This window comes from Novosphingobium sp. PhB57 (assembly GCF_004342985.1).
Classification (GTDB): Bacteria; Pseudomonadota; Alphaproteobacteria; order Sphingomonadales; family Sphingomonadaceae; genus Novosphingobium.
Window position 1 is genome coordinate 21,098 of sequence record NZ_SMBO01000017.1, and the last position, 19,351, is coordinate 40,448.

Genomic DNA, 19,351 nt, shown 5'->3' on the forward strand with positions numbered 1-19,351 from the left:
GCGCCGCTGTTTGCGCGGCGTTCGGCGCGCCCTGGCGAAACCGTGCTTGGCCTGGTTGCCAAGCTCCTCTAAGGGGCCGGGCCAGTGGCCGCCCGGGGACCGGGATCGGCCCTGTGTGGCAGGTTTCGGACAGGCCCCGGGCACGACCAGCAGGAATTTTCGGATGACGGTTTTCAGATGATAGGCGCAAAAGACCTGATCCAGCTCGGCACGCTGGTGGCCGCGCAGCACGGCTGGGCCGCGGCCAAGGCGTTCAAGGCTTACGAGATGCCGGATGGCGACAAGGCCCGGCTGGCCGCCTGCGCGGTGGAGATCCTGAAAGTCTTTCCAAAGGCCGCGAGCGAGGATCGCGCGGCTTCTGCCTGGCTGAGCGCGGCGCTGGCGGTACAGCTCGAACGGCACCTTTCGGCGCCCGTGCAGGTGGTGGCCGGGGTGCTCTCGGTGGATGGAACGCCGGTTCACGGCCGCCGCGAGCCGGTGGACGGCCCCGCCGTGTTCGGCGCCGAGGACCTGCACTGGAGCGGGCACGTCTGGGTCATGGTCGGGCCTTACGTGGCCGACATCGCCATCTTCCGCGAGGCTGCTTCCGCCAGCTGCCCGGCCGAACTGGCGCGCCACGTCCATTCGGTGTTCGGACCGGACAAGGGCCTCTACGTCGATCACTGGCGGCGCACCAGGCGCTCGGGCCTGGGCTACGAGCCGCAATATGTCCTGAGCAGCGAGGAAGTGACGCGGCTGATGGGCGGCGCTTACCGGCTGATTTCGCCGGCCTGAGACGGATCGCCGGCGGCCAGCAGGCGGCGCACCAGCCCGTCCAGGGTCAGCCGCTCGGCGCGCGGCGTCAGGGCCAGGGCGGCCTCGGGCATGACCGGATAGGCGGCCTGTGCGGGGTCCTGCACGATGGCCATGCCTCCGGCCGCGGCCACGGCGGCCAGGCCCTCGGCGCCGTCATGGTTGGCGCCGGTGAGCACGGCGCCGATCAGCCCCGGGCCATAGGCATCGGCGGCGCTTTCGAAGAGCACGTCGATCGAGGGGCGGGAAAACTGCACCGGCCCCTCCACCGAAAGCGAGATCGTGCGATCCGCCTCCACCAGCATGTGATAGTCCGGCGGGGCGAAGAGGATCGTGCCCGGCGCGGCCGGTTCCTTGTCGTCGGGCTCGCGCACGTCGAGCGGGCAGCGGGCCGCGAAGAGCGAGGCCAGCACGTTGCGACGCTGGGGCGGGACATGGACGACGACCAGCACCGGCAGCGGATAGCCGCGCGGAAGCTGCGGCAGCACATGCAACAGCGCTTCCACCGCGCCGGCCGAAGCCCCGATGACCACCGCACGCGGCGCGCTCGGGGCGCTTTCGGTCATGGATCGCGCCTCTGGTAGATCTTCTCCTCGCGCACGAAAGCGCTGAAGGCACCGGCATATTGCGAGAAGCGCAGGCTTTCCCGCGCGCCCAGCCCCAGGAAGCCCTTGCGTGCCAGCGATTCCCGGAACAGCCCCACCGCGCGGTCCTGCAATTCCCGGTCGAAATAGATCATGACATTGCGGCAGGAGATCAGGTGCATTTCTGCAAAGACGGCATCGGTGACCAGGCTGTGGTCGGAAAAGACCACGCGGTCGCGCAGGCTCTTGTCGAAGACGGCGCGGCCATAGGCGGTGGAATAATAGTCGGAGAGCGAGGACTTTCCGCCCGAAAGCTGGTGGTTCTCGGTAAAGGCCCGGATCCGGTCGAGCGGGTAGATGCCGCGCGCGGCGGCGTCCAGCGCTTCCTGGCTGATGTCGGTGGCGTAGAACAGCGTCCGGTCCTCCAGCCCTTCCTCGCGGAACAGGATGACGAAGGAATAGAGCTCCTCGCCGGTGCTGGACCCCGCGATCCAGACTTTCAGCGAGGGGTAGGTGCGCAGATGCGGCACGACTTTCTCGCGAATGGCGCGGAAATAGGCGGGATCGCGGAACAGTTCGCTGACCTGCACGGTCAGGAAGCCGAGCAGGCGCGTGACGATGGCGGGATCGCGCAGCATCCGGTCCTGCAGCGCCGAGAAGGTCGGCAGGCCGAGCTGGTCGCGGGCCTGCCGCAAGCGCCGTTTCAGCGAGGCCTGGGCGTAGCCCCGAAAATCGTAGTGGTAACGGCTGTAGAGGGCCTCCAGCAGCAGGCGGATCTCGATATCCTCGATCTTCTCCTCCTGGATCCTGTCGTTCTCCATCACGATCGTCCCGCGCCTTGCTTCATCGCGGCATCCAGACCCGGACCAGCGAGAGCAGCTTGTCCACGTCCAGCGGCTTGGACATGTAGTCGTTGGCGCCGGCCTCGATGCAGCGTTCCTGGTCGTCCGGCATGGCCTTGGCGGTCAGCGTGATGATCGGCAGCTTGGCCCAGCGCGGGTCCTGGCGGATTTCGCGCGTGGCGGTGAGCCCGTCCTTCACCGGCATCATCACGTCCATCAGCACCAGGTCGATGCGGCGGCCGTCATCGCCGGAGGAGCGGTCGAGCGCGTCGATCGCCTCCTGCCCGTTGCGCGCGATCTCCACCACCGCGCCTTGCGGTTCGAGGATGTTGGTGAGCGAGTAGACGTTGCGCACGTCGTCCTCCACCACCAGGATGCGCCGCCCTTCGAGGATCGCGTCGCGGTTGCGGGCCTGCTGGATCATGCTCTGCTGCTCGGGCGGCATTTCGGTGACGACCTGGTGCAGGAACAGCGACACTTCGTCGAGCAGGCGTTCGGGCGAGCGGGCGCCCTTGATGATGATCGAATCCGAATAGCGGCGCAGGCGTTGCTCGTCGTCCGGCGTCAGGTCGTGGCCGGTATAGACGATCACCGGGGGGAAGGCATAGGCGCCCTCGCGGCTGAGGGTTTCCAGCAGGGTGAATCCGCTGGCATCGGGCAGGGCGAGGTCCAGCACCATGCAATCGAATGTCTGGCTGGCCAGCAGCTCCAGGCATTCGGCGGCAGTGGCGGCGGCCACGGTTTCGACATCGCCGGAAGTCAGCAGCCGCGCCACGGCGTCACGCTGGACGGGGTCGTCCTCGACGATGAGCACCCGGCGCGTGGAGGAATCGAGCTTGGCGGCCAGGGCCTGGAGCACGGCCGAAAGATCCTCGCGCTTCACCGGCTTCACCAGATAGCCGATGGCGCCCAGCGACAGGGCGGTCTGCGTATGGTCGGAACCCGACACGACGTGGACCGGGATATGGCGCGTCTCGACATCGCGCTTCAGGCGGTCGAGCAGGGCGAGGCCGGACTGGTCGGGCAGGCCGATGTCCAGCACGACGGCATGGGGACGGAAGCTGCGCGCCAGTTGCAGCGCCTCTTCGGCGGTGCCGGAAACGAGGCACTGGAAGCCCATTTCCCGCGCCATGTCGCGCACGATGCCCGCGAAGGAGGAATCGTCCTCGACCACCAGCAGGACGCGCTGGGCCATGGCGGCCGTGTCGCGGTCGTCCTCGACCGGGCGCGGCAGGACGGCCGCGGCCGGTGCGCGCCCGGCAGGAGGCGCGGGCGGGGCCGGCTGGGGGGACGCCGCGAACTGGGACGCGGTGAATTGCGGCATGCCGGAAGGGGCGGGCGCGAAGACCGAAGGCAGCGCCGGTGCAAGGGCACTCGCGCTGCCCGGCCCGGCCTGCGCCGGGTCATGGGCGAGCGGCATGCGCAAGGTGAAGCGGCTGCCCTTTCCGGCCACGCTCGCCAGCGAGATCGCGCCGCCCAGCAGGCGGGCCAGCTCGCGTGAGATCGAAAGGCCAAGGCCGGTGCCGCCGTACTTGCGGTTCACCGTGCCGTCCGCCTGCCGGAACGCCTCGAAAATGGCGCGTTGCTGGTCCTCGGGAATGCCGATGCCGGTGTCGGTGACCGCCAGCAGCAGGGCATCGTCGCCGTCCGGCGCGATCTCCAGTCGCACGCTGCCCGCCTCGGTGAACTTGAAGGCGTTGGACAGCAGGTTCTTGAGGATCTGCTCCAGGCGCTGGCGGTCGGTATCGAGCGTGGCGGGGCAATCCGGGGCGATGCGGATCTCGAAGTCCAGCCCACGCGTCTGCGCCACCGGCTGGAAGACCTGCCGCATGTCGCTGGCGAGCCGGTCCAGCAGCACTGTCTCGGGCCGGATCTGCAAATGCCCGGCCTCGATCTTCGAAAGGTCGAGAATGTCGTTGATCAGCGCCAGCAGGTCGTTGCCGGACGCTTCGATGGTTCGGGCATATTGCACCTGCTCGCCCGAGAGGTTGGCGCGCGGATTGTCGCCCAGCAGCTTGGAGAGGATCAGCAGCGAATTGAGCGGCGTGCGCAATTCGTGGCTCATGTTGGCCAGGAAGTCGGACTTGTAGCGGCTGGCCTGCTCCAGCTCCTGGGCCTTCAGTTCGACCACGGCATTCGAGCGGGCCAGATCGTCGCGCTGGTGCTCCAGTTGCTGGGCCTGTTCCTCCAGCTGCGAGTTGGTCTGCTCCAGCTCGACCTGCTGGTGCTCCAGCCGCACTTGCGATTCGCGCAGGGCGCGGCCCTGTTCTTCCAGCTCTTCGTTGGAGACGCGCAGTTCCTCGCTCTGGACCTGGAGTTCCTCGGCATGGTGCTGCAAGTCGGCGCGGTAGCGGGCCGAGCGCAGCGCGACGCCCGCCGCGTTGGAAATCTCGCGCAGGAACGCCAGGACCTGGTCGTCCACCGGCTGGAGGAAGCCCAGCTCGATCACGCCGTGGACGGTTTCGTCGGCCACGACCGGGGCGATCAGCAGATGGCGCGGCTTGTCGCTGCCGAAAGTGGAGCCGATGGTGAGGTAGCTGTCGGGAATGTCGGCCAGGAGCACCGGCTCGCCATCCGCCGCGACTTGCCCCAGCAGGCCCTGCCGCAGCGAGAAGCGCTCGACGATGCCCGCATCCGCGGGCACGCCGTAAGCCGCGACCCGGCGGAAGTGATGGCCGTCCCCGGAAAACACCGCGCCTGCCTGCGCGCCCACGAAGCGGACCAGGAAGGCCAGGATGCTCTCGCCCAGTTGCTCCACCGGCTGGTCGCCCAGCACGGCGGAGGCCAGGCCGACCTGGCCGGATTGCAGCCACTCGCGCTGCCCCGCGGCAATCGCCGCGCGGCGGATCAGGAAGCCGATCACCAGGGTCAGGACGATGCCCAGGAGGCAGGAGGCCACGCCGCTCGCCCAGGCCGACTTGTAGGCCTGCTCCATTTCCGTGAGCCGCTCCTGCCGCAGCCGCGCCTCTTCCAGCTGCATCTGCGCGAGCTGGCTGCGGACCGCGTCCATCTCCACTTTGCCGCGATCCGAGGCGACCAGCAGCAGCGCGGCTTCGAGGCCGCCGTTCCTGCGCGCCTCGATGGTCTCCTTCAGTTCGGCCAGCTTGGCATCGATGTGGCGGCGCAGCGGCTGGAGGCGGCTTTGCTGATCGGGATTGTCGCGGGTGAGCGCGGTGATCGTCTCAAGCTGCCCGCCGACATCGGCCAGGGCGCTGCGGTATGGGTCGAGATAGCTCTCCCGCCCGGTCAGCAGGTATCCGCGCTGCCCGGTCTCGGCATCCTGCACCGCTGAAAGCAAGCCGTTCAGCGACACGATCACTTCGTGCGAATGGACGATCCTGGCGGCATCGTCGCGCAGCACGCGCACATTGAGGTAGGCCACCGTCCCGCTGGCCAGGAAGAACAGGATCGCGATCGCGAGGCCGAACGTCGTCTTGGGATCGAGACCGGGGCGCGACCGGGTGCGCAGGGAAGAACTGCCGAGAATCTGCTGGGCAGGATCGGTCTGCGGGAATGGTGAATGCATGGGCCTGCCAGGAAAGGAGAGCGGAACCTCCCGCTTGCGGGGAAATACGCCAGCGATCAAGGCGTTCCGTCACCGGAAGGAAATCCTGAGCGCAATCTCCGCGCTCCCACGGCGGCAGGTGGCCGCATTTCGGGCGAAAACCTTCGGATTCTCCCCGGCCGGGCGTCACCCGGCGCCAGTCACTCCTTCAGGCCAAGGCCCTTCAGCGCCGCGAAGGGGCCGCTGTCTTCGGGCGTGCCGATTCCGGCGGCCTTGCGCGCGGCATCGGCTTCCGGCCCGGTCAGGAACGGATCGATGGCCAGCGCAAGGCTCTGCGCCACCGCTTCGCCGAGGTCGATATGGCTGCCGGTATATTCGACTTCGTCGCAATCGTCCGAATCGAGTTCGATTTCCTCGTCCGGCGTATGATCGCCGGCCTGGGGAACGAAGCGGAAGTAGACCGGCTCGTCCAGCGATACGGCGATATCCTCGGCCGAAACGGCGCAGGCCTGGATGTAGTCCGCCTTGATCCGGCCGCGCCCTTCGACCTTGCGGTCGCGGCGTTCCAGTTCGATGTCGGCGGCGAGCCGGTTGATCCGCACGAGACCGAAACGCACCGCCAGCGCGGCACGCTCGGCCGCGTCGGCTTCGACGCGGTGGGCGGCTTTGACTTCGGCCTGGCGGATGTCGAGGCTGCGGGAGAATTCGGGCTTGAAGGCAGGGGTGTCGGTCATCGCGCAATGCTCGCGTTCATGAGGTCGGGATCGGAAACGGCGTCGAGCTGGAGCGCCAGCGCCTTCACATGGGCGGCAAGGGCCAGGCGGTCGGCGCCCTCGATCAGCGTTACGTTGCGGCCGAGGACTTCGGCCAGCGCTGCGCCGCCTTGCGGCAGCGCTTCACGAAGCGCGCCGATGCGGCCGCCGAGCACGCTCATCAGCTTGCCCATGCGCTTGCCCACCACCAGGTCGCCCACGCCGGACTGGCGCAGCTGGCCGTCCATGTCGTCCACGAACAGCTCGGTCAGATGGACCGAGGGGGTGATGAGCGCGCTGTCCCGTTCCATCCGCAGCATGACGAGCGCCAGCACCAGCGTGACCGCATCGAAGCGGCCGGCCACGGTATCGGCCACGCCGAACTGCGCATACCAAGGCTTTTCGCGGGCGATTTCCACCACCCGGTGCCAGAGCGGACGGACTTCTGCGCGAGGGTCGGAACTCTTGCCGACGAGACGGGAAAGCAAGGACACGGACAGTCTGACCTTTCGTTCATCGGCAATTCAATCGACCTGCCCCAACGCCCATTGCGTGACGGGCTGGCGGGCTCTAAGGCTCGGTGCCGTTATCTGGCCGATATATGGGCCCTGCGCCGGGTGGCAATGCCCGAACCAGGCCTCGGCCCCGAATGGAGTGGGAAAATGCGCAGTTACGGTCACATGGCTAAGGCGGCAGGCATCGCGCTGGCGCTGGCTGCGCTGACGGCAGGATGCACGTCGGTCCGCGACCATCGCGGTTACCTGATCGACCAGACGCTGCTCGATTCGGTGCAGCCCGGCATCGACAACCGCCTCTCGGTGGAAAAGACGCTCGGCCGCCCGACGTTCGTCAGCCAGTTCGGCGAGAAGGACTATTACTACATCTCGCAGACGGTGAAGACCCCGCCGTTCCGCCGTCCGCAGACCTCGGAGCAGACCGTGCTGCGCGTGCGCTTCGATCCGGCCGGCAATGTCGTCGGCGTCGACAAGCGCGGCATGGAGCAGGTGGCCCGCATCAACCCGAACGGCGACACCACGCCGACCCTCGGCCGTCACCGCGGGTTGCTGGAAGACCTGTTCGGCAACATCGGCGCCGTTGGCGCTGGGGGCATGGGCGGTGCCGGCACCCAGCCCACGGGCCCCGGACCGAACGGCAGCTGATTCCAGACGGAGAGAGGGCGGTCACGAGATCGCCTGCAAAACGTCCGTGAGACCGCCTATCGGTTTCGCGGACGTTTTTTGTTGTTTCGGGCGCGCGGGTGGTTGCGCCTTACCCGCTTGAACCCTGAGAATGCCGACATATATCCCGCGGCATGGATAATAGCGGGGCTAGCCACGGCCTGATCCAGTGGCACGGTACGACGATCATCGGTGTGAAGAAGGGCGACAAGACCGTCATCGCCGGTGACGGTCAGGTTTCCATGGGCAACACGGTGATGAAGCCCAATGCGCGCAAGGTGCGCCGCATCGGCGACGGCAAGGTGATCGCGGGCTTCGCCGGCGCCACGGCTGACGCCTTCACCCTGTTCGAACGGCTGGAGCGCAAGCTGGAGCAGCACCGCGGCCAGCTCATGCGCGCGGCCGTCGAACTCGCCAAGGATTGGCGTACGGACAAGTACTTGCGCAATCTCGAAGCGCTGATGATCGTGGCCGATGCCGATACCCTGCTGGTGCTCACCGGCAATGGTGACGTGCTGGAGCCCGAAGGCGGCCCCGAAAGCCAGATCACCGCGATCGGCTCCGGCGGCAACTACGCCCTTGCCGCTGCGCGCGCCATCGACAGCTACGAGGACGACGCCGAGAAGATCGCGCGCCGCGCCATGGCCGTCGCCGCCGACATCTGCGTCTTCACCAACGACCGCGTGACGGTCGAGACCATCTGAGCTTCCAGGACACCATGAAAGACAACCTGACCCCAAAGGCCATCGTCCGCGCGCTCGACGCGCATATCATCGGCCAGAGCGAGGCGAAGAAGGCCGTAGCCGTGGCGCTGCGCAACCGCTGGCGCCGGCAGAAGCTCTCGCTCGACTTGCGCGACGAGGTGACGCCGAAGAACATTCTCATGATCGGCCCGACGGGCTGCGGCAAGACCGAGATCAGCCGCCGCCTGGCCAAGCTGGCCGATGCGCCTTTCGTGAAAGTGGAAGCGACCAAGTTCACCGAAGTCGGCTATGTCGGCCGCGACGTGGAACAGATCGCCCGCGATCTCGTGGAAGAGGCCATTCGCCTCGAAAAGGACCGCCGCCGCGATTCGGTGCGTGAGGCTGCCTCCAAGGCCGCGATGGAGCGCCTGCTCAATGCCCTGGTCGGCGAGGGCGCATCCGAGGCCACCCGCGCCTCGTTCCACCAGCGCATCACCGAAAACGCCATGAACGAGACCGAAGTCGAGATCGAAGTCGAGGACACGCCCTCGGCGCCGATGGAGATCCCGGGCATGGGCGGCTCGGTCGGCATGATCAACCTCTCGGACATCATGGGCAAGTTCGGCGGCCAGAAGCTGACGCGCCGAAAGATGAAAGTGCCCGACGCCTGGGACAAGCTGGTCGACGAAGAGTCGGAAAAGCGCATGGACCAGGACGATGTCGCCCGCACGGCGCTCGCCAATGCCGAGACCAACGGCATCGTCTTCCTCGACGAGATCGACAAGATCGCCGTTTCCGACGTGCGCGGCGGCTCGGTGAGCCGCGAAGGCGTGCAGCGTGACCTGCTGCCGCTGATCGAAGGCACCACCGTCGCCACCAAGTACGGCCCGATGAAGACCGACCATGTCCTCTTCATCGCCAGCGGCGCCTTCCACGTCGCCAAGCCGAGCGACATGCTGCCCGAACTCCAGGGACGCCTGCCGATCCGCGTGGAGCTGAAGGCGCTGACCGAGGAAGACTTCGTGCGCATCCTTTCGGAAACCCGCGCGAACCTCGTGGCGCAGTACAAGGCGCTGCTCGAAACCGAGGAAGTGACGGTGGAGATCACCACTGACGCTGTGCAGGAAGTGGCCCGCATCGCCGCGCTGGTGAACGAGACCGTGGAGAACATCGGTGCCCGCCGCTTGCAGACGGTGATGGAAAAGCTCCTGGAGGAACTCAGCTTCGAGGCCGAGGACCGCAAGGGCGAAACCGTGGTCATCGACCGGACTTACGTTCGCGAGAAGCTGGAAGGCCTGGCCGGAAACGCCGACCTTTCGAAGTACATTCTCTGATCGGATCGTCGTCCCGGGCCCGGCCCGGGACGACTTCAGTTGTTCCTTGAATGTTCCGCCGAATCGATTAGCCTCCCCCGCATCAGAGGGAGATTCGCGATGAAGTTGGAAGGTGGATGCCAGTGCGGTGACGTGCGCTATGTCGTGGACGGAGAGCCGGAACACGTCGCGCTCTGCCACTGCGCCGATTGCCGCAAGTCCTCCGGCGCGCCGGTCGTGGCCTGGGCGGCCTTCAAGACGCCGGATTTCGCGCTGACAGCCGGAAACCCGTCGGTCTACAACTCCAGCGGCAGCGCCATGCGCCACTTCTGCCCCCGCTGCGGCACGGGCATTTCCTATACGAACGAAGCCTATCTTCCCGGTCTCGTCGACATCCAGGTCGCCACGCTCGACGATCCCGACGCTCTCCCGCCCCAGGCCCATATCCAGGTGGCCGAACGCGTGGGCTGGATGCAGCATATGGGCGAATTGCCGGAGTTCGAGCGCTATCCGGGGTGATCGAACCGGACCTGGCCGCACCGAGGGCAGCTGACCTGGCGCTCGATCTGGCGCGGGATGGGGCCTGTCTCTGTCCTGGCGGCGCGCTTCCGATCCTGAAGGACTTGCAGGACGTGCTGGCAAAGTGGCCGGATGGCCGCGCGGGAAGCCGCATCGCCGGGGATCCCGAACTGGCCGAGATACTGTCTCCCGGAGGGCCGATCGGCGCCATCGTCGCCCGGCACCGAAGCCGGCCCGGGAAGCCGGTAAGGGCCGTGCTGTTCGACAAGAACGACCGGGCGGACTGGTCGCTCGGCTGGCATCAGGACCGGACCATCGCCCTGCGCAGCCGCGCCGAGGCGCCGGGGTTCGGGCCATGGACGGTGAAGCAGGGGATCGACCATGTGGAACCGCCCTTCGCGGTGATCGAAGCCATGATGACCTTGCGGATTCACCTTGATCCGGTGGACGAGGACAATGCGTCCCTGCTGGTGGCGCTGGGCTCTCACCGGCTCGGCCGCATTGCGGTCGACAGGATCGGGGCCGTCGTGGACGAAGCGCCGATCCATGCCTGCCTGGCCGAGCCGGGCGACGTCTGGCTCTATCGCACGCCGATCCTCCACGCGTCCCATGCGGCGCGGCCGGGGCGGCGCAGGCGCGTGCTCCAGGTCGATTACGCGGCTGGGGACTTGCCAGCGGGGCTGGAGTGGTTAGGCATCTGATTCGCTGGAGCAGTTTCCGATCCGACCGACCGGCCGGACTGCTCCAGCGGCGTGGTTTGCCGCGTTTTCCGGGCCAGCGGGTGAATCCTCCCGGTAGAAACGCTCTAGCGAGAGAGAGATGCCAGGATGTACCAGACCCCCGAGGACCGCCCGATCTACCGCCTGCTCACCGGAGCTGACGACCGCGCCTTCTGCGAGCGTGTGTCCGAAGCATTGGCGCAGGGATGGCGGCTCTATGGCTCGCCGTCGCTGTCGTGGGATACCGCCGAAAACTGCATGAAGGCGGCCCAGGCCGTGGTCTGGCACGAGGCCGACGTCGTCAAGGACTGAGCTCAGGCCGAGGCGTTCTCAGGCGCCCATGGCGATGGGGTGAGCCGGCGCGGCCTTGCCGGCTTCCCGGCCGCCTGCGCCAGGAGTGCTTTCATCCAGCGCCTCCTCAAGCTGGGCCAGATCGACATGGAACGGGCTTTGCTTGTGCCGGTAGATTTCGGCCCAGCCCTGATACTGGACATTCTCGTCGAAGCTCGGGATCAGCTGGACATAGCGGTCCACCTTGTGCCCGATCCCGATGGGAAAGTGATCGTGATAGACGCTGGGCGGCATGATCTCGATCACCCGGGAGGTGCGGGCTTTCAGCGCCAGATAGGCCAGCGCCGCCCCGTGGATGGCGACGACGTCGTCGGCCTCCTGCATCAGCGCGATCTGGTCCGGGATCGCGTGATCTTCCATGTAGACCACGGTGAAGCCCCGAGCCTCGAGCATGGCGTCCAGCTGCGCCGCATTGAGGGGCGACCTTGGGCCGCGGCGGGAAATGAACAGCTTGCGGCGGCCGGATGGCGCGGCGCCGTGGTCGGTGTAGACTTCGCCGGTATAGCTGTAGAGCGGCGCGTCGAAATGCGCCTCGATCCCGAACTGCGACAGCCCGCGCGCCAGCCGGAAGCTGAGTTTCTCGCCCGACACCGGCCGATAGGTGCAGAGCGGATCGATCCCGAATTGCAGGAGCAGATCGCGAAACGCCGGCTGTAGCGGGCGGAACACGAACGCGGCGTCCCCCACCGCGCGCCGGGCGGAAAGGCACAGCGGGACGATGTCCATCAACAGGTGCGAGACGTTGTTGGGCTCTATGTGGCGGGTATCGAGGAACAGGCCCGCGTCGATCGGCTTGCTCCACCGGCCGATCGCGCGCTTGGCCAGCGCGCGGGGACCGAAGCCGGCGAGATCGGCGGATCGTTTCGAGCAGGTCCGTTCCGACAGCAGGGTCAGCGCGCGGAAGTCCATCGGCCGGCCCACTTCCAGCGTCAGGCGCCGCTCGCCGGCGAAGAGCCGCACTTCAACCGGCTCGCGCCGGGGCACCGGCTGGACGAAGTGCCTGACAAACGGGTCGGTGGTGGCGAGCATCTTTTCCCTGCCGATCGAATCCGCGCCGGATGCCGGCCGGTGGCGGGCATTTTTCCGGATCTCGCGGTGAGGGGCAATCCGAAGGTCGGCCCGGGGCTTTTCGGGGAGGAAAACGAGGGATGCCTGCGCCTTCAGGACGCGGGGTAGGCAGAGGGGGGCGGGGTCAGTCCTGTCGGTGCGCCTGATCGCGAATGGCGCCATCGGGGAGCGTGACTTGTACCTTCTCGGCGGAGACGGCCGCCACCGGGCGAACCGGCGCGGGCTCCTCCTGCGCGAGAACCGGGCCGGCGATCACGGCCGCAGGGATCAGGGGAGCCAGGGCCGCCATGTGCAGGAGGACGGCGGACATCGGTGGGATCTTCACGCGGGCAGGCTCCGGAGGATTGGACCCTTGCGCAACCCGCGAGGGCGGGCAAGGTTCCTGCCCGCCCTGCGCTATTCCGCCGCCTCGATCATCGCTTCGGCTTCCGCCGCCTGACGGGCCCACATCTCGGCATAGAGACCGTCCTGCCGCAGCAGTTCGGCATGGGTGCCGCTTTCGGACAGGCGGCCGTCGTTGAGCACCAGGATCCGGTCCGAGTCCGAGATCGTCGACAGGCGGTGCGCGATCGAGAGGCTCGTGCGGTTTTCCGAGACGCGGTGCAGCGTGGCCAGGATGTCCTGCTCGGTGCGGGTGTCGAGCGCGGATGTCGCCTCGTCCAGCAGCAGGATCGGCGGGTTCTTCACCAGCGTGCGGGCAATGGCGACGCGCTGCTTCTCGCCGCCCGAGAGCTTGAGGCCGCGCTCGCCCACTTCCGTGGCGAAGCCTTGCGGGAGGCGGTCGATCAGGCCCATCAGCGCCGCGCCGCGCGCGGCCGATTCGATGTCCGCCTGAACCGCGTCGTCGCGGCCGTAGCCGATGTTGTAGCCGATGGTGTCGTTGAACAGCACCGAATCCTGCGGGACGATGCCGATGGCGGCGCGCAGCGATTCCTGCGTGATGCCGGCGATGTCCTGGCCGTCGATGAGAATGCGGCCTTCCTGCGGATCGTAGAAACGGAACAGCAGCCGCGCGAGCGTGGACTTGCCCGCGCCGGAGGGACCGACGACGGCGAAGTTCTGGCCCGCCGGAACTTCGAACGTCAGGCCCTTGAGGATGCGGCGGTCGGGCTCGTAGCCGAAGACCACGTTGTCGAACACGATCGACGGCCGCTGGATCACCAGCGCCGGGGCGCCGGGCTTGTCCGAGACTTCCTGCGGTTCGTCGAGCAGGCGGAACATCTCCGCCATGTCGATCAGGCCCTGCCGGATCGTGCGATAGACCATGCCCAGCATGTCGAGCGGGCGGAACAGCTGCGTCAGGTAAGTCTGCACGAAGACGAGCTGGCCGGCGGTATATTGCCCCTTGTACCAGCCCCACACGGTATAGCCGAGCGCGCCGGCCATCAGCAGGTTCACCACCACGCCTTGCGCGATATTGAGCAGTCCCAGCGAATTCTCGCTCTTCACTGCCGCCACGGCATAGGCCCGCGTCGCCTGCGCATAGCGTTCCTGCTCGCGATGCTCGGCGGAGAAATACTTCACCGTCTCGTAGTTGAGCAGCGAGTCCACCGCCCGCGCCAGCGCCTGCCCGTCCAGCCGGTTCATCTGTTCGCGCAGCTTGGTGCGCCATTCGGTGATCGTGCGCGTCACCCAGATATAGGCGGCGATGGCCAGGGCCGTCGCGATCACGAGGCCGGGGCCGAAATTGATGTAGAAGATCACGGCCACGACCACGAGTTGCAGGATCGTGGGCGCGATGTTGAACAGCATGAAGTAGAGCATCGTGTCGATGCTCTTGGTGCCGCGCTCGATGGTCTTGGTCACTTCGCCGGTGCGGCGCGCCAGGTGGAAGCGCAGCGAAAGGCGGTGGAGCTGGCCGAACACGTTCTCCGCCAGTTCGCGCGTCGCGTCCTGGCCGACGCGCTCGAACACGATGTTGCGGAAGTTGTCGAAGGCGGTCTGGATCAGGCGGCCCGCCGCGTAGCCCAGCACCATGAGCATCGCCAGTTGCACCAGCCTGGGGCCGGTGGCGCCCATGAGGTCTACCGCCCATTTCATCAGGTAGGGCAGCGCCAGCTGCGTCGCGGTGGACAGCAGGATGAACACGCAGGCCCAGACGATCCGCCAGCGCAGCGCCGGATTTCCGACGGGCCAGAGATAAGGCATGAAGCGCAGCAGGGTGCGCCAGCCATCGTGGCGGGCGCGCGAATCGGTGACGGCGGTGTCTGGCGGCATCGGCGCTATTTAGGGTGCCGGCGCCAATAGACAATCGCGGGGACGTGACAGGGGCGCGCGACGGGCGGGCGCGAGACACTAAGCACCGGGCCAATCTGCGGCCGCGGGCAGGGCGTAACCCCCGCTCCGGGCATAAGCCAGCCGCTCAGGACCCCTTGGGCATGTCGAACAGGATGCGCCGGGTGGAGAAGTCGATGGCGATCCGCTTGAACACCCGCAGTTCGCGCATGCCCAGGAAGATGGCGGGTCGCTTGCGCAAGTTCAGCTCCTTGAAGGCCGGCGCATCGGCGAAGGCGATCAGCACGTTGGAGATGTTCACGTCGTCTATCTGCAGCTTGCGGGCGAGGCCGAGGCCCGCGGGAAGCTCGTGGCCCGTCACGGAGAGCAGGGTGGTCTGGCCGGTGGACCTGTCGCGGATGGCGCGTTGCAGGGCGAGGTTGCCGATGGTGGAACTGGCACCGGTGTCGATCACCACATCGGCGCGGATACCGTCGATCAGGGCGTTGGTCATGATCAGACGCCCCGCCTTCTTGCGGGCGCGCACGATGATCTCGTAGCCGCTGCTGCCGCCCAGGCTCTGCGCATCGCCGATGGCGATGGTATTCTTCGTGAAGTCGAGCACGACCCGCTGGTCCTGCAGGCTGTCAGTGCCGACGATCCCGTCCGCGCCGATGTGCTGGCGTTCGAGCAGGGGTACGGTGAGGCCCGAATAGGATTTCAGCCCGATGTCGAGCGAGTCGAGCCGGGCGGTGGCGACGCTGCTCATGCCGCCCATGCTGATGACCCGCACGATCGGCCCCGGCACCAGTCCCAGCTTTCCCGCCAGCGCGGACGACACCACCGTGGTCTGCGAGCCGGTGTCGATGAGGAAGTTGTAGGGGCCGCGGCCCTCCACGCCCACCGAGACGGTCATGCGGTCGTCGTCGTCGGCCTGGCCCTGGATCGGCGCATCCATATCATTGTCGAAATGCTGCGGGCCAGGCTGTTTCGGGACCGGTTGCGGCAGTTGGACCGCGATCGGCTGGGACGGCGGGGGGAGAGGCTGTGCGCCCAGGATCGCCACTTCGGCGAAGATGAGCGTCAGCCCGAGGGCTGCTCCTGGCATCGTTCTCTCCTGCGCACCGCTATTTTGCGGATGTCGCAGGGTCGATCATATCACTCGGGCCGGGGCGACACCAATGTTTCCGCATGGCCGCCGTCCCGTTCCGGCGCATGCGGCAGTGCAGGGGAATCGAGGAAGAACGGGTCGTGCGCCGCCGAAACCTTGCGCATGAACCAGGCATCGCTCGCGGCCACTTCCGCGAGGTCCCTCGCGCCGAGCAGGCGCGGGCTGGACGAACCTTGCGGGAAGCGGACGAAGCGCTGGTTGGCGGCGATCCGGTCGGGAAAGAAATGCGCGACCAGCGTGGGCACGACATGTTCGTCGCTGCAAAGCGTGCCCTTCAGGCGGCCGCTCCGCAGCAGCGGCGGAAGCTCGCGGGCCAGCATGTCGAGCGCATCGGCGGGAAGCGACCACCACTGCGAGCCATAGGCCCAGGTCCCGAAGGGCTGCGCGCGTTCGCGTCCCAGCTTGCCGCGCGTGCGGTCCAGCCAGCGCGCCAGGCGGCGAAGCTCCCAGGTGGCGGCATAGGCGAGCCGGTCCCGCGCGGGGTCGAGCCGCAGCCAGCGGGTGTCGAAACGATAAGTCTGCATGCGCTCGGCCATGTGGCCGGGCCGCAGTTCGACATGGCAGAGGTTCGCCCCCAGCGCGCGCGCCATGTCCGCGCGGGCGGCCACCGGCCAGTCGGTGCCGCTGAGCAGATGGGCGCGTTCGCAGCCGAGGCGGGTCGCCTCTCGTACCAGCTTCGCGGTGGCGGCCACCTGGCTCCAGTGGCCCCAGCGCACGGCGACCGGGTCCGCCACCAGATGCACGCGTCCGGCGGGACCGGGCAGGCGCTTGCGCAAGGCGTGCCAGAGCGCCGAGCGGCGGTCGGCGTGGATCACCGCGAAATCCTCGGCGCTTGCGGCCAGCAGCGTCTCGATCAGGCGTTCGAGCTGCTCCGGCGCATCGTGGGCGAGCAGCAGGTAGGCCATTCTCACGGCCGGTCAGCCCGCCCGGCGCGACAGGATCGGACGGGACAGCGCCTCGGCCATCATGCGCACTTCCTTCCAGGCCGGATGGCGCGTCGCCGCAAGGGCCGCCAGCCAGGCGAGAACGCCGGTGGCGCTGAGCACCAGCAGGGCGAGCAGGCCCAGCTCCATGCCTTGCCAGCGCGCGATCATCAGCGGCACGCCCGCGGCCAGCGCGCAGATGCCGCTGCGGACGTAGACGTTCATCAAGGCCCCGAAGCGGAAGCCGATCAGCCGGCCGAGATAGACCGCGTAGATCGCCCACCAGACGAAGCCGTAGATCACGCGGCTCATGCCTGCGGCGTCGAGGCTGATGAAGCAGCCCGCGGTCAGGATCACCACGGCGGCCGACGTGTCGAGCAGGTTGACCCAGACGAGCTTTCGGATCTGGCCCAGCAGCAGGGGCACGTCCATTTGCAGCGGGACGGCAACGAAGAAGATCTCCCCCAGTGCGGTCCAGCGCAGCAGCGGGGCGGAGCCGATCCAGTTGGGGCCATAGAGCAGCATGACCAGCGGCTCGGCCGCCAGGGCCAGGCCGATCATCGCCGCCCAGTTGAGCGCGGTATAGCAGGCTACCAGGTGGAGATAGGGCTCGGCGAGCGGCTCGCCCGCATCGCGCTTGCGGGCGAAGGCGGAGTAGAACACGCTGCCGATGGCGCCGGTCACCAAAGTGGTGAGCTGGCCGGCCAGGGCGCTGGCGCGGCTGAACAGGCCGGTCGCGGCGATCCCGAGCAGGCGGCCGACAATCAGGTCCTGCGAACGCTGGCCGATGGCGGCGCTGGCGCTCAGGACGAAGGACATCGAGCTGAACCCGAGCATGGGGCGCACCGATCCGGTGTCCTTCGGCAGGCGGGGACGGACGGGGCGATGGAGGTTGGCGATGGCCGCGCGCGCCATGGCGGTGGCCAGCACACCCCAGGCCAGCGAGGAGGCCCCGAAGCCGCAGGCGGCAAGGGCGATGGCGGTGCCGTTGCCGGCCAGTGCGCTGCCGGCGTTGACCTGGAAGAGCGTGCGGAAATTCATCTCGCGCACCAGCAAGGCTGCCGGAACGGTGGCGTAAGGCGTGATCAGGTAGGATGCCGCGATCAGCCAGAGCAGCGGCGCGATGGCCGGCTGGGCGTAGAAGTGCGCCACGATCGGCGCGGCCACGGCCACCACCACGGCCACCGTCCAGCCGATCGTCACGGCTACGGCCGCGTAATGGGGCAGGGCCGCGGGGCTCATTTCCGGCTGGCCCGAGATGAAGCGGGTGATGCCCAGGTCCTGGAAGATCGAGACCAGCATGGCCGCGGCCAGCGCGATGGAGAACAGCCCGACATCGGCCGGCAGCAGGAACAGGCGCGAGATGACGATGCTCGCGACGAACTGGATGGTGAACGTCGCGTATTGGGCGGCAAGGGACCAGAGCGCGGCGCGGCGGACCGACATCGCGCTCAGTTCCGCGCCAGCGCGGCGGCAAGGCGCGCGGCGCGCAGGGGCTCGCCGAAGCGAAGAAGCCGGGCGACCGTACGCCACAGTCCATCGCGGCGTCCGCCCTCGCGCACATGGTCGAGGAGGATCTCGAAGCCGTCGTCCCGCATTGCGGCAGGCGACCAGCGCAGGCTCAGGGCCACACGCTCGCGCGCGGCCTGCGATACGCCGCTCCGCCCGAACAGCGCGTCGAGTTCGTCGATGGCGGGCAGGCGGGAGAGATGCTCGGTCGGATCCGGGTGTCCGTCCCGGCGTTCTTCCCAGGCCAGGCGCGCGATCACGGCCCCGATCTGCTGCTCGGTGGAATGGCGCGCGGATACCTGGTCGGGATAGCGGCGATAGCGCAGCAGGCGTTCGGGAATGTTGCCCATCCGGGTCACGCTGGAAAGCCTGAGCCAGAGGTCCAGGTCCTCGCAGTGGCGGAACGCGGCGTGATAGCCGCCGACGGAGAGCACCACGTCGCGGCGATACATCACTGCGGGATGGCAGATGAGCTGTTCGCCCTGCTCGATTGCCGCCAGCATTTCCTCGTGGACGAGCGGATGGTCTGCCCCGCTGCGCACCAGCGCTTCGCCGTGCTCGCCGATGTCCTCGCTCCAGCTTCCGACGACGCCGTAGTCCGGATGGTCGGTCAGGAAGGCGACTTGGCGAGCGAAACGCTCCGGGCGGCAGATGTCGTCGGCATCCATGCGGGCCACGAGCGGCGCCTGGGCCATGCCGAGCAATTGGTTGAGACTGGCGATCAGGCCGCGGTTTTCACGGATCACCGGCCGAACGCGCGAATCGGCCTCGGCATATCGCCGGATGATCGCCGCCGAACCGTCGGTCGATCCGTCGTCCAGGATCAGCAGCTCGAAATCGGCAAAGCTCTGGCCAAGCACGCTCTCTATGGCGAGCGGCAGGAATCGCTCGCCATTGTAGACGCTCATGGCAACGCTGATCGCCGGTTTCGGCATGGACGCTTCGGAACTCCCTCTGGACGCGGCAAATGGCTCGGCTGCTGCCTTATGCGAGGCTGGTAAAGAAAGCGTGAGGTGATTGTCCAAGGTCCCCCGCAGGGACAGGGAAATGGCCAGGGGTTGTTGTCCCGCGATCCACCCCCATATTTGCCCGTGAAGAGGTCGAACCCACGGGAAACCGCGGTAATTTCAGAAATGTCGTTTTTTTGAAATTAGTGTTTGACCGAATCACGGGGTGCTTTTAGAGGGCCTCTCACCGCAGCGGACCACACGGTCTTGCAGCGGTCGCC

Annotated in this window: 19 protein-coding genes; 7 read left to right on the forward strand and 12 right to left on the reverse strand. The window is 67.5% G+C overall.

What is annotated here, in order from left to right; translation table 11 throughout:
• Nucleotides 1-177: 177 nt before the first annotated feature.
• Nucleotides 178-774, forward strand: a complete 597-nt coding sequence (locus tag EDF58_RS24195; RefSeq protein ID WP_132270184.1) for a hypothetical protein — start codon at nucleotides 178-180, stop codon at nucleotides 772-774.
• Here the strand turns inward: EDF58_RS24195 and EDF58_RS24200 are convergent.
• The 5 genes from EDF58_RS24200 to EDF58_RS24220 all read right to left on the reverse strand — a co-directional run bounded on the left by EDF58_RS24200 (nucleotide 750) and on the right by EDF58_RS24220 (nucleotide 6,969).
• Nucleotides 750-1,358, reverse strand: a complete 609-nt coding sequence (locus EDF58_RS24200) for a chemotaxis protein CheB (protein ID WP_132270186.1) — start codon at nucleotides 1,356-1,358, stop codon at nucleotides 750-752. The two genes, EDF58_RS24195 and EDF58_RS24200, sit on opposite strands and share 25 nt — an antisense overlap.
• Nucleotides 1,355-2,197: a CheR family methyltransferase gene (locus tag EDF58_RS24205; RefSeq protein WP_132270188.1), complete on the reverse strand. Its 843-nt coding sequence runs from the start codon at nucleotides 2,195-2,197 to the stop codon at nucleotides 1,355-1,357. Before EDF58_RS24205 ends, EDF58_RS24200 begins: the two co-directional genes overlap by 4 nt.
• 22 nt (nucleotides 2,198-2,219) lie before the next feature.
• Nucleotides 2,220-5,744: a response regulator gene (locus EDF58_RS24210; RefSeq protein WP_132270190.1), complete on the reverse strand. Its 3,525-nt coding sequence runs from the start codon at nucleotides 5,742-5,744 to the stop codon at nucleotides 2,220-2,222.
• 179 nt (nucleotides 5,745-5,923) lie between these two features.
• Entirely contained in the window at nucleotides 5,924-6,457 is a 534-nt protein-coding gene (locus EDF58_RS24215) for a YceD family protein (RefSeq protein WP_132270191.1), read from the reverse strand.
• Nucleotides 6,454-6,969, reverse strand: coding sequence for a ubiquinol-cytochrome C chaperone family protein (locus EDF58_RS24220; RefSeq protein ID WP_132270193.1), 516 nt, complete (start codon nucleotides 6,967-6,969; stop codon nucleotides 6,454-6,456). Before EDF58_RS24220 ends, EDF58_RS24215 begins: the two co-directional genes overlap by 4 nt.
• A 168-nt stretch (nucleotides 6,970-7,137) precedes the next feature.
• Between EDF58_RS24220 and bamE the strand changes: the two genes are divergently transcribed.
• The 6 genes from bamE (at nucleotide 7,138) to EDF58_RS24250 (ending at nucleotide 11,199) form a co-directional block, all read left to right on the forward strand.
• Nucleotides 7,138-7,635 (forward strand): outer membrane protein assembly factor BamE, encoded by a 498-nt coding sequence (gene bamE / locus EDF58_RS24225; RefSeq protein ID WP_243654483.1) that lies wholly within the window; start codon nucleotides 7,138-7,140, stop codon nucleotides 7,633-7,635.
• Nucleotides 7,636-7,787: 152 nt separating this feature from the next.
• Nucleotides 7,788-8,357: an ATP-dependent protease subunit HslV gene (gene hslV, locus EDF58_RS24230; RefSeq protein WP_132270196.1), complete on the forward strand. Its 570-nt coding sequence runs from the start codon at nucleotides 7,788-7,790 to the stop codon at nucleotides 8,355-8,357.
• A 14-nt stretch (nucleotides 8,358-8,371) separates the two neighbouring features.
• Nucleotides 8,372-9,670 carry an ATP-dependent protease ATPase subunit HslU gene (hslU, locus tag EDF58_RS24235; RefSeq protein ID WP_132270198.1) on the forward strand — a complete coding sequence of 433 codons (1,299 nt, stop codon included), beginning with the start codon at nucleotides 8,372-8,374 and terminating at the stop codon, nucleotides 9,668-9,670.
• Nucleotides 9,671-9,769: 99 nt separating this feature from the next.
• The gene (locus EDF58_RS24240; protein WP_132270200.1) at nucleotides 9,770-10,168 is read left to right on the forward strand and encodes a GFA family protein; all 399 of its coding nucleotides are present in this window, start codon (nucleotides 9,770-9,772) and stop codon (nucleotides 10,166-10,168) included.
• On the forward strand, nucleotides 10,165-10,869 hold the full coding sequence (locus tag EDF58_RS24245; RefSeq protein WP_243654484.1) for a phytanoyl-CoA dioxygenase family protein: 705 nt from the start codon (nucleotides 10,165-10,167) through the stop codon (nucleotides 10,867-10,869). The genes EDF58_RS24240 and EDF58_RS24245 overlap by 4 nt, the downstream gene beginning before the upstream one ends.
• A gap of 126 nt (nucleotides 10,870-10,995) precedes the next feature.
• On the forward strand, nucleotides 10,996-11,199 hold the full coding sequence (locus tag EDF58_RS24250; RefSeq protein WP_132270202.1) for a DUF1737 domain-containing protein: 204 nt from the start codon (nucleotides 10,996-10,998) through the stop codon (nucleotides 11,197-11,199).
• An 18-nt stretch (nucleotides 11,200-11,217) separates the two neighbouring features.
• Here EDF58_RS24250 and EDF58_RS24255 read toward each other — a convergent pair whose 3' ends face one another.
• The 7 genes from EDF58_RS24255 to EDF58_RS24285 form a co-directional block, all read right to left on the reverse strand.
• Nucleotides 11,218-12,267: a glycosyltransferase 61 family protein gene (locus EDF58_RS24255; protein WP_165921564.1), complete on the reverse strand. Its 1,050-nt coding sequence runs from the start codon at nucleotides 12,265-12,267 to the stop codon at nucleotides 11,218-11,220.
• Between the two features lie 163 nt (nucleotides 12,268-12,430).
• Nucleotides 12,431-12,616: a hypothetical protein gene (locus EDF58_RS24260; RefSeq protein WP_165921565.1), complete on the reverse strand. Its 186-nt coding sequence runs from the start codon at nucleotides 12,614-12,616 to the stop codon at nucleotides 12,431-12,433.
• Nucleotides 12,617-12,702: 86 nt separating this feature from the next.
• Nucleotides 12,703-14,523: an ABC transporter ATP-binding protein/permease gene (locus EDF58_RS24265; protein WP_132270208.1), complete on the reverse strand. Its 1,821-nt coding sequence runs from the start codon at nucleotides 14,521-14,523 to the stop codon at nucleotides 12,703-12,705.
• A gap of 145 nt (nucleotides 14,524-14,668) precedes the next feature.
• Nucleotides 14,669-15,628, reverse strand: coding sequence for an aspartyl protease family protein (locus EDF58_RS24270; RefSeq protein WP_132270209.1), 960 nt, complete (start codon nucleotides 15,626-15,628; stop codon nucleotides 14,669-14,671).
• 50 nt (nucleotides 15,629-15,678) lie between these two features.
• On the reverse strand, nucleotides 15,679-16,596 hold the full coding sequence (locus EDF58_RS24275; protein WP_132270211.1) for a beta-1,6-N-acetylglucosaminyltransferase: 918 nt from the start codon (nucleotides 16,594-16,596) through the stop codon (nucleotides 15,679-15,681).
• 12 nt (nucleotides 16,597-16,608) lie between these two features.
• Complete coding sequence (locus tag EDF58_RS24280) at nucleotides 16,609-18,060, reverse strand: oligosaccharide flippase family protein (protein ID WP_132270213.1); 1,452 nt, start codon at nucleotides 18,058-18,060, stop codon at nucleotides 16,609-16,611.
• A gap of 5 nt (nucleotides 18,061-18,065) precedes the next feature.
• Nucleotides 18,066-19,058, reverse strand: coding sequence for a glycosyltransferase (locus tag EDF58_RS24285; RefSeq protein ID WP_132270215.1), 993 nt, complete (start codon nucleotides 19,056-19,058; stop codon nucleotides 18,066-18,068).
• Nucleotides 19,059-19,351: the final 293 nt, after the last annotated feature.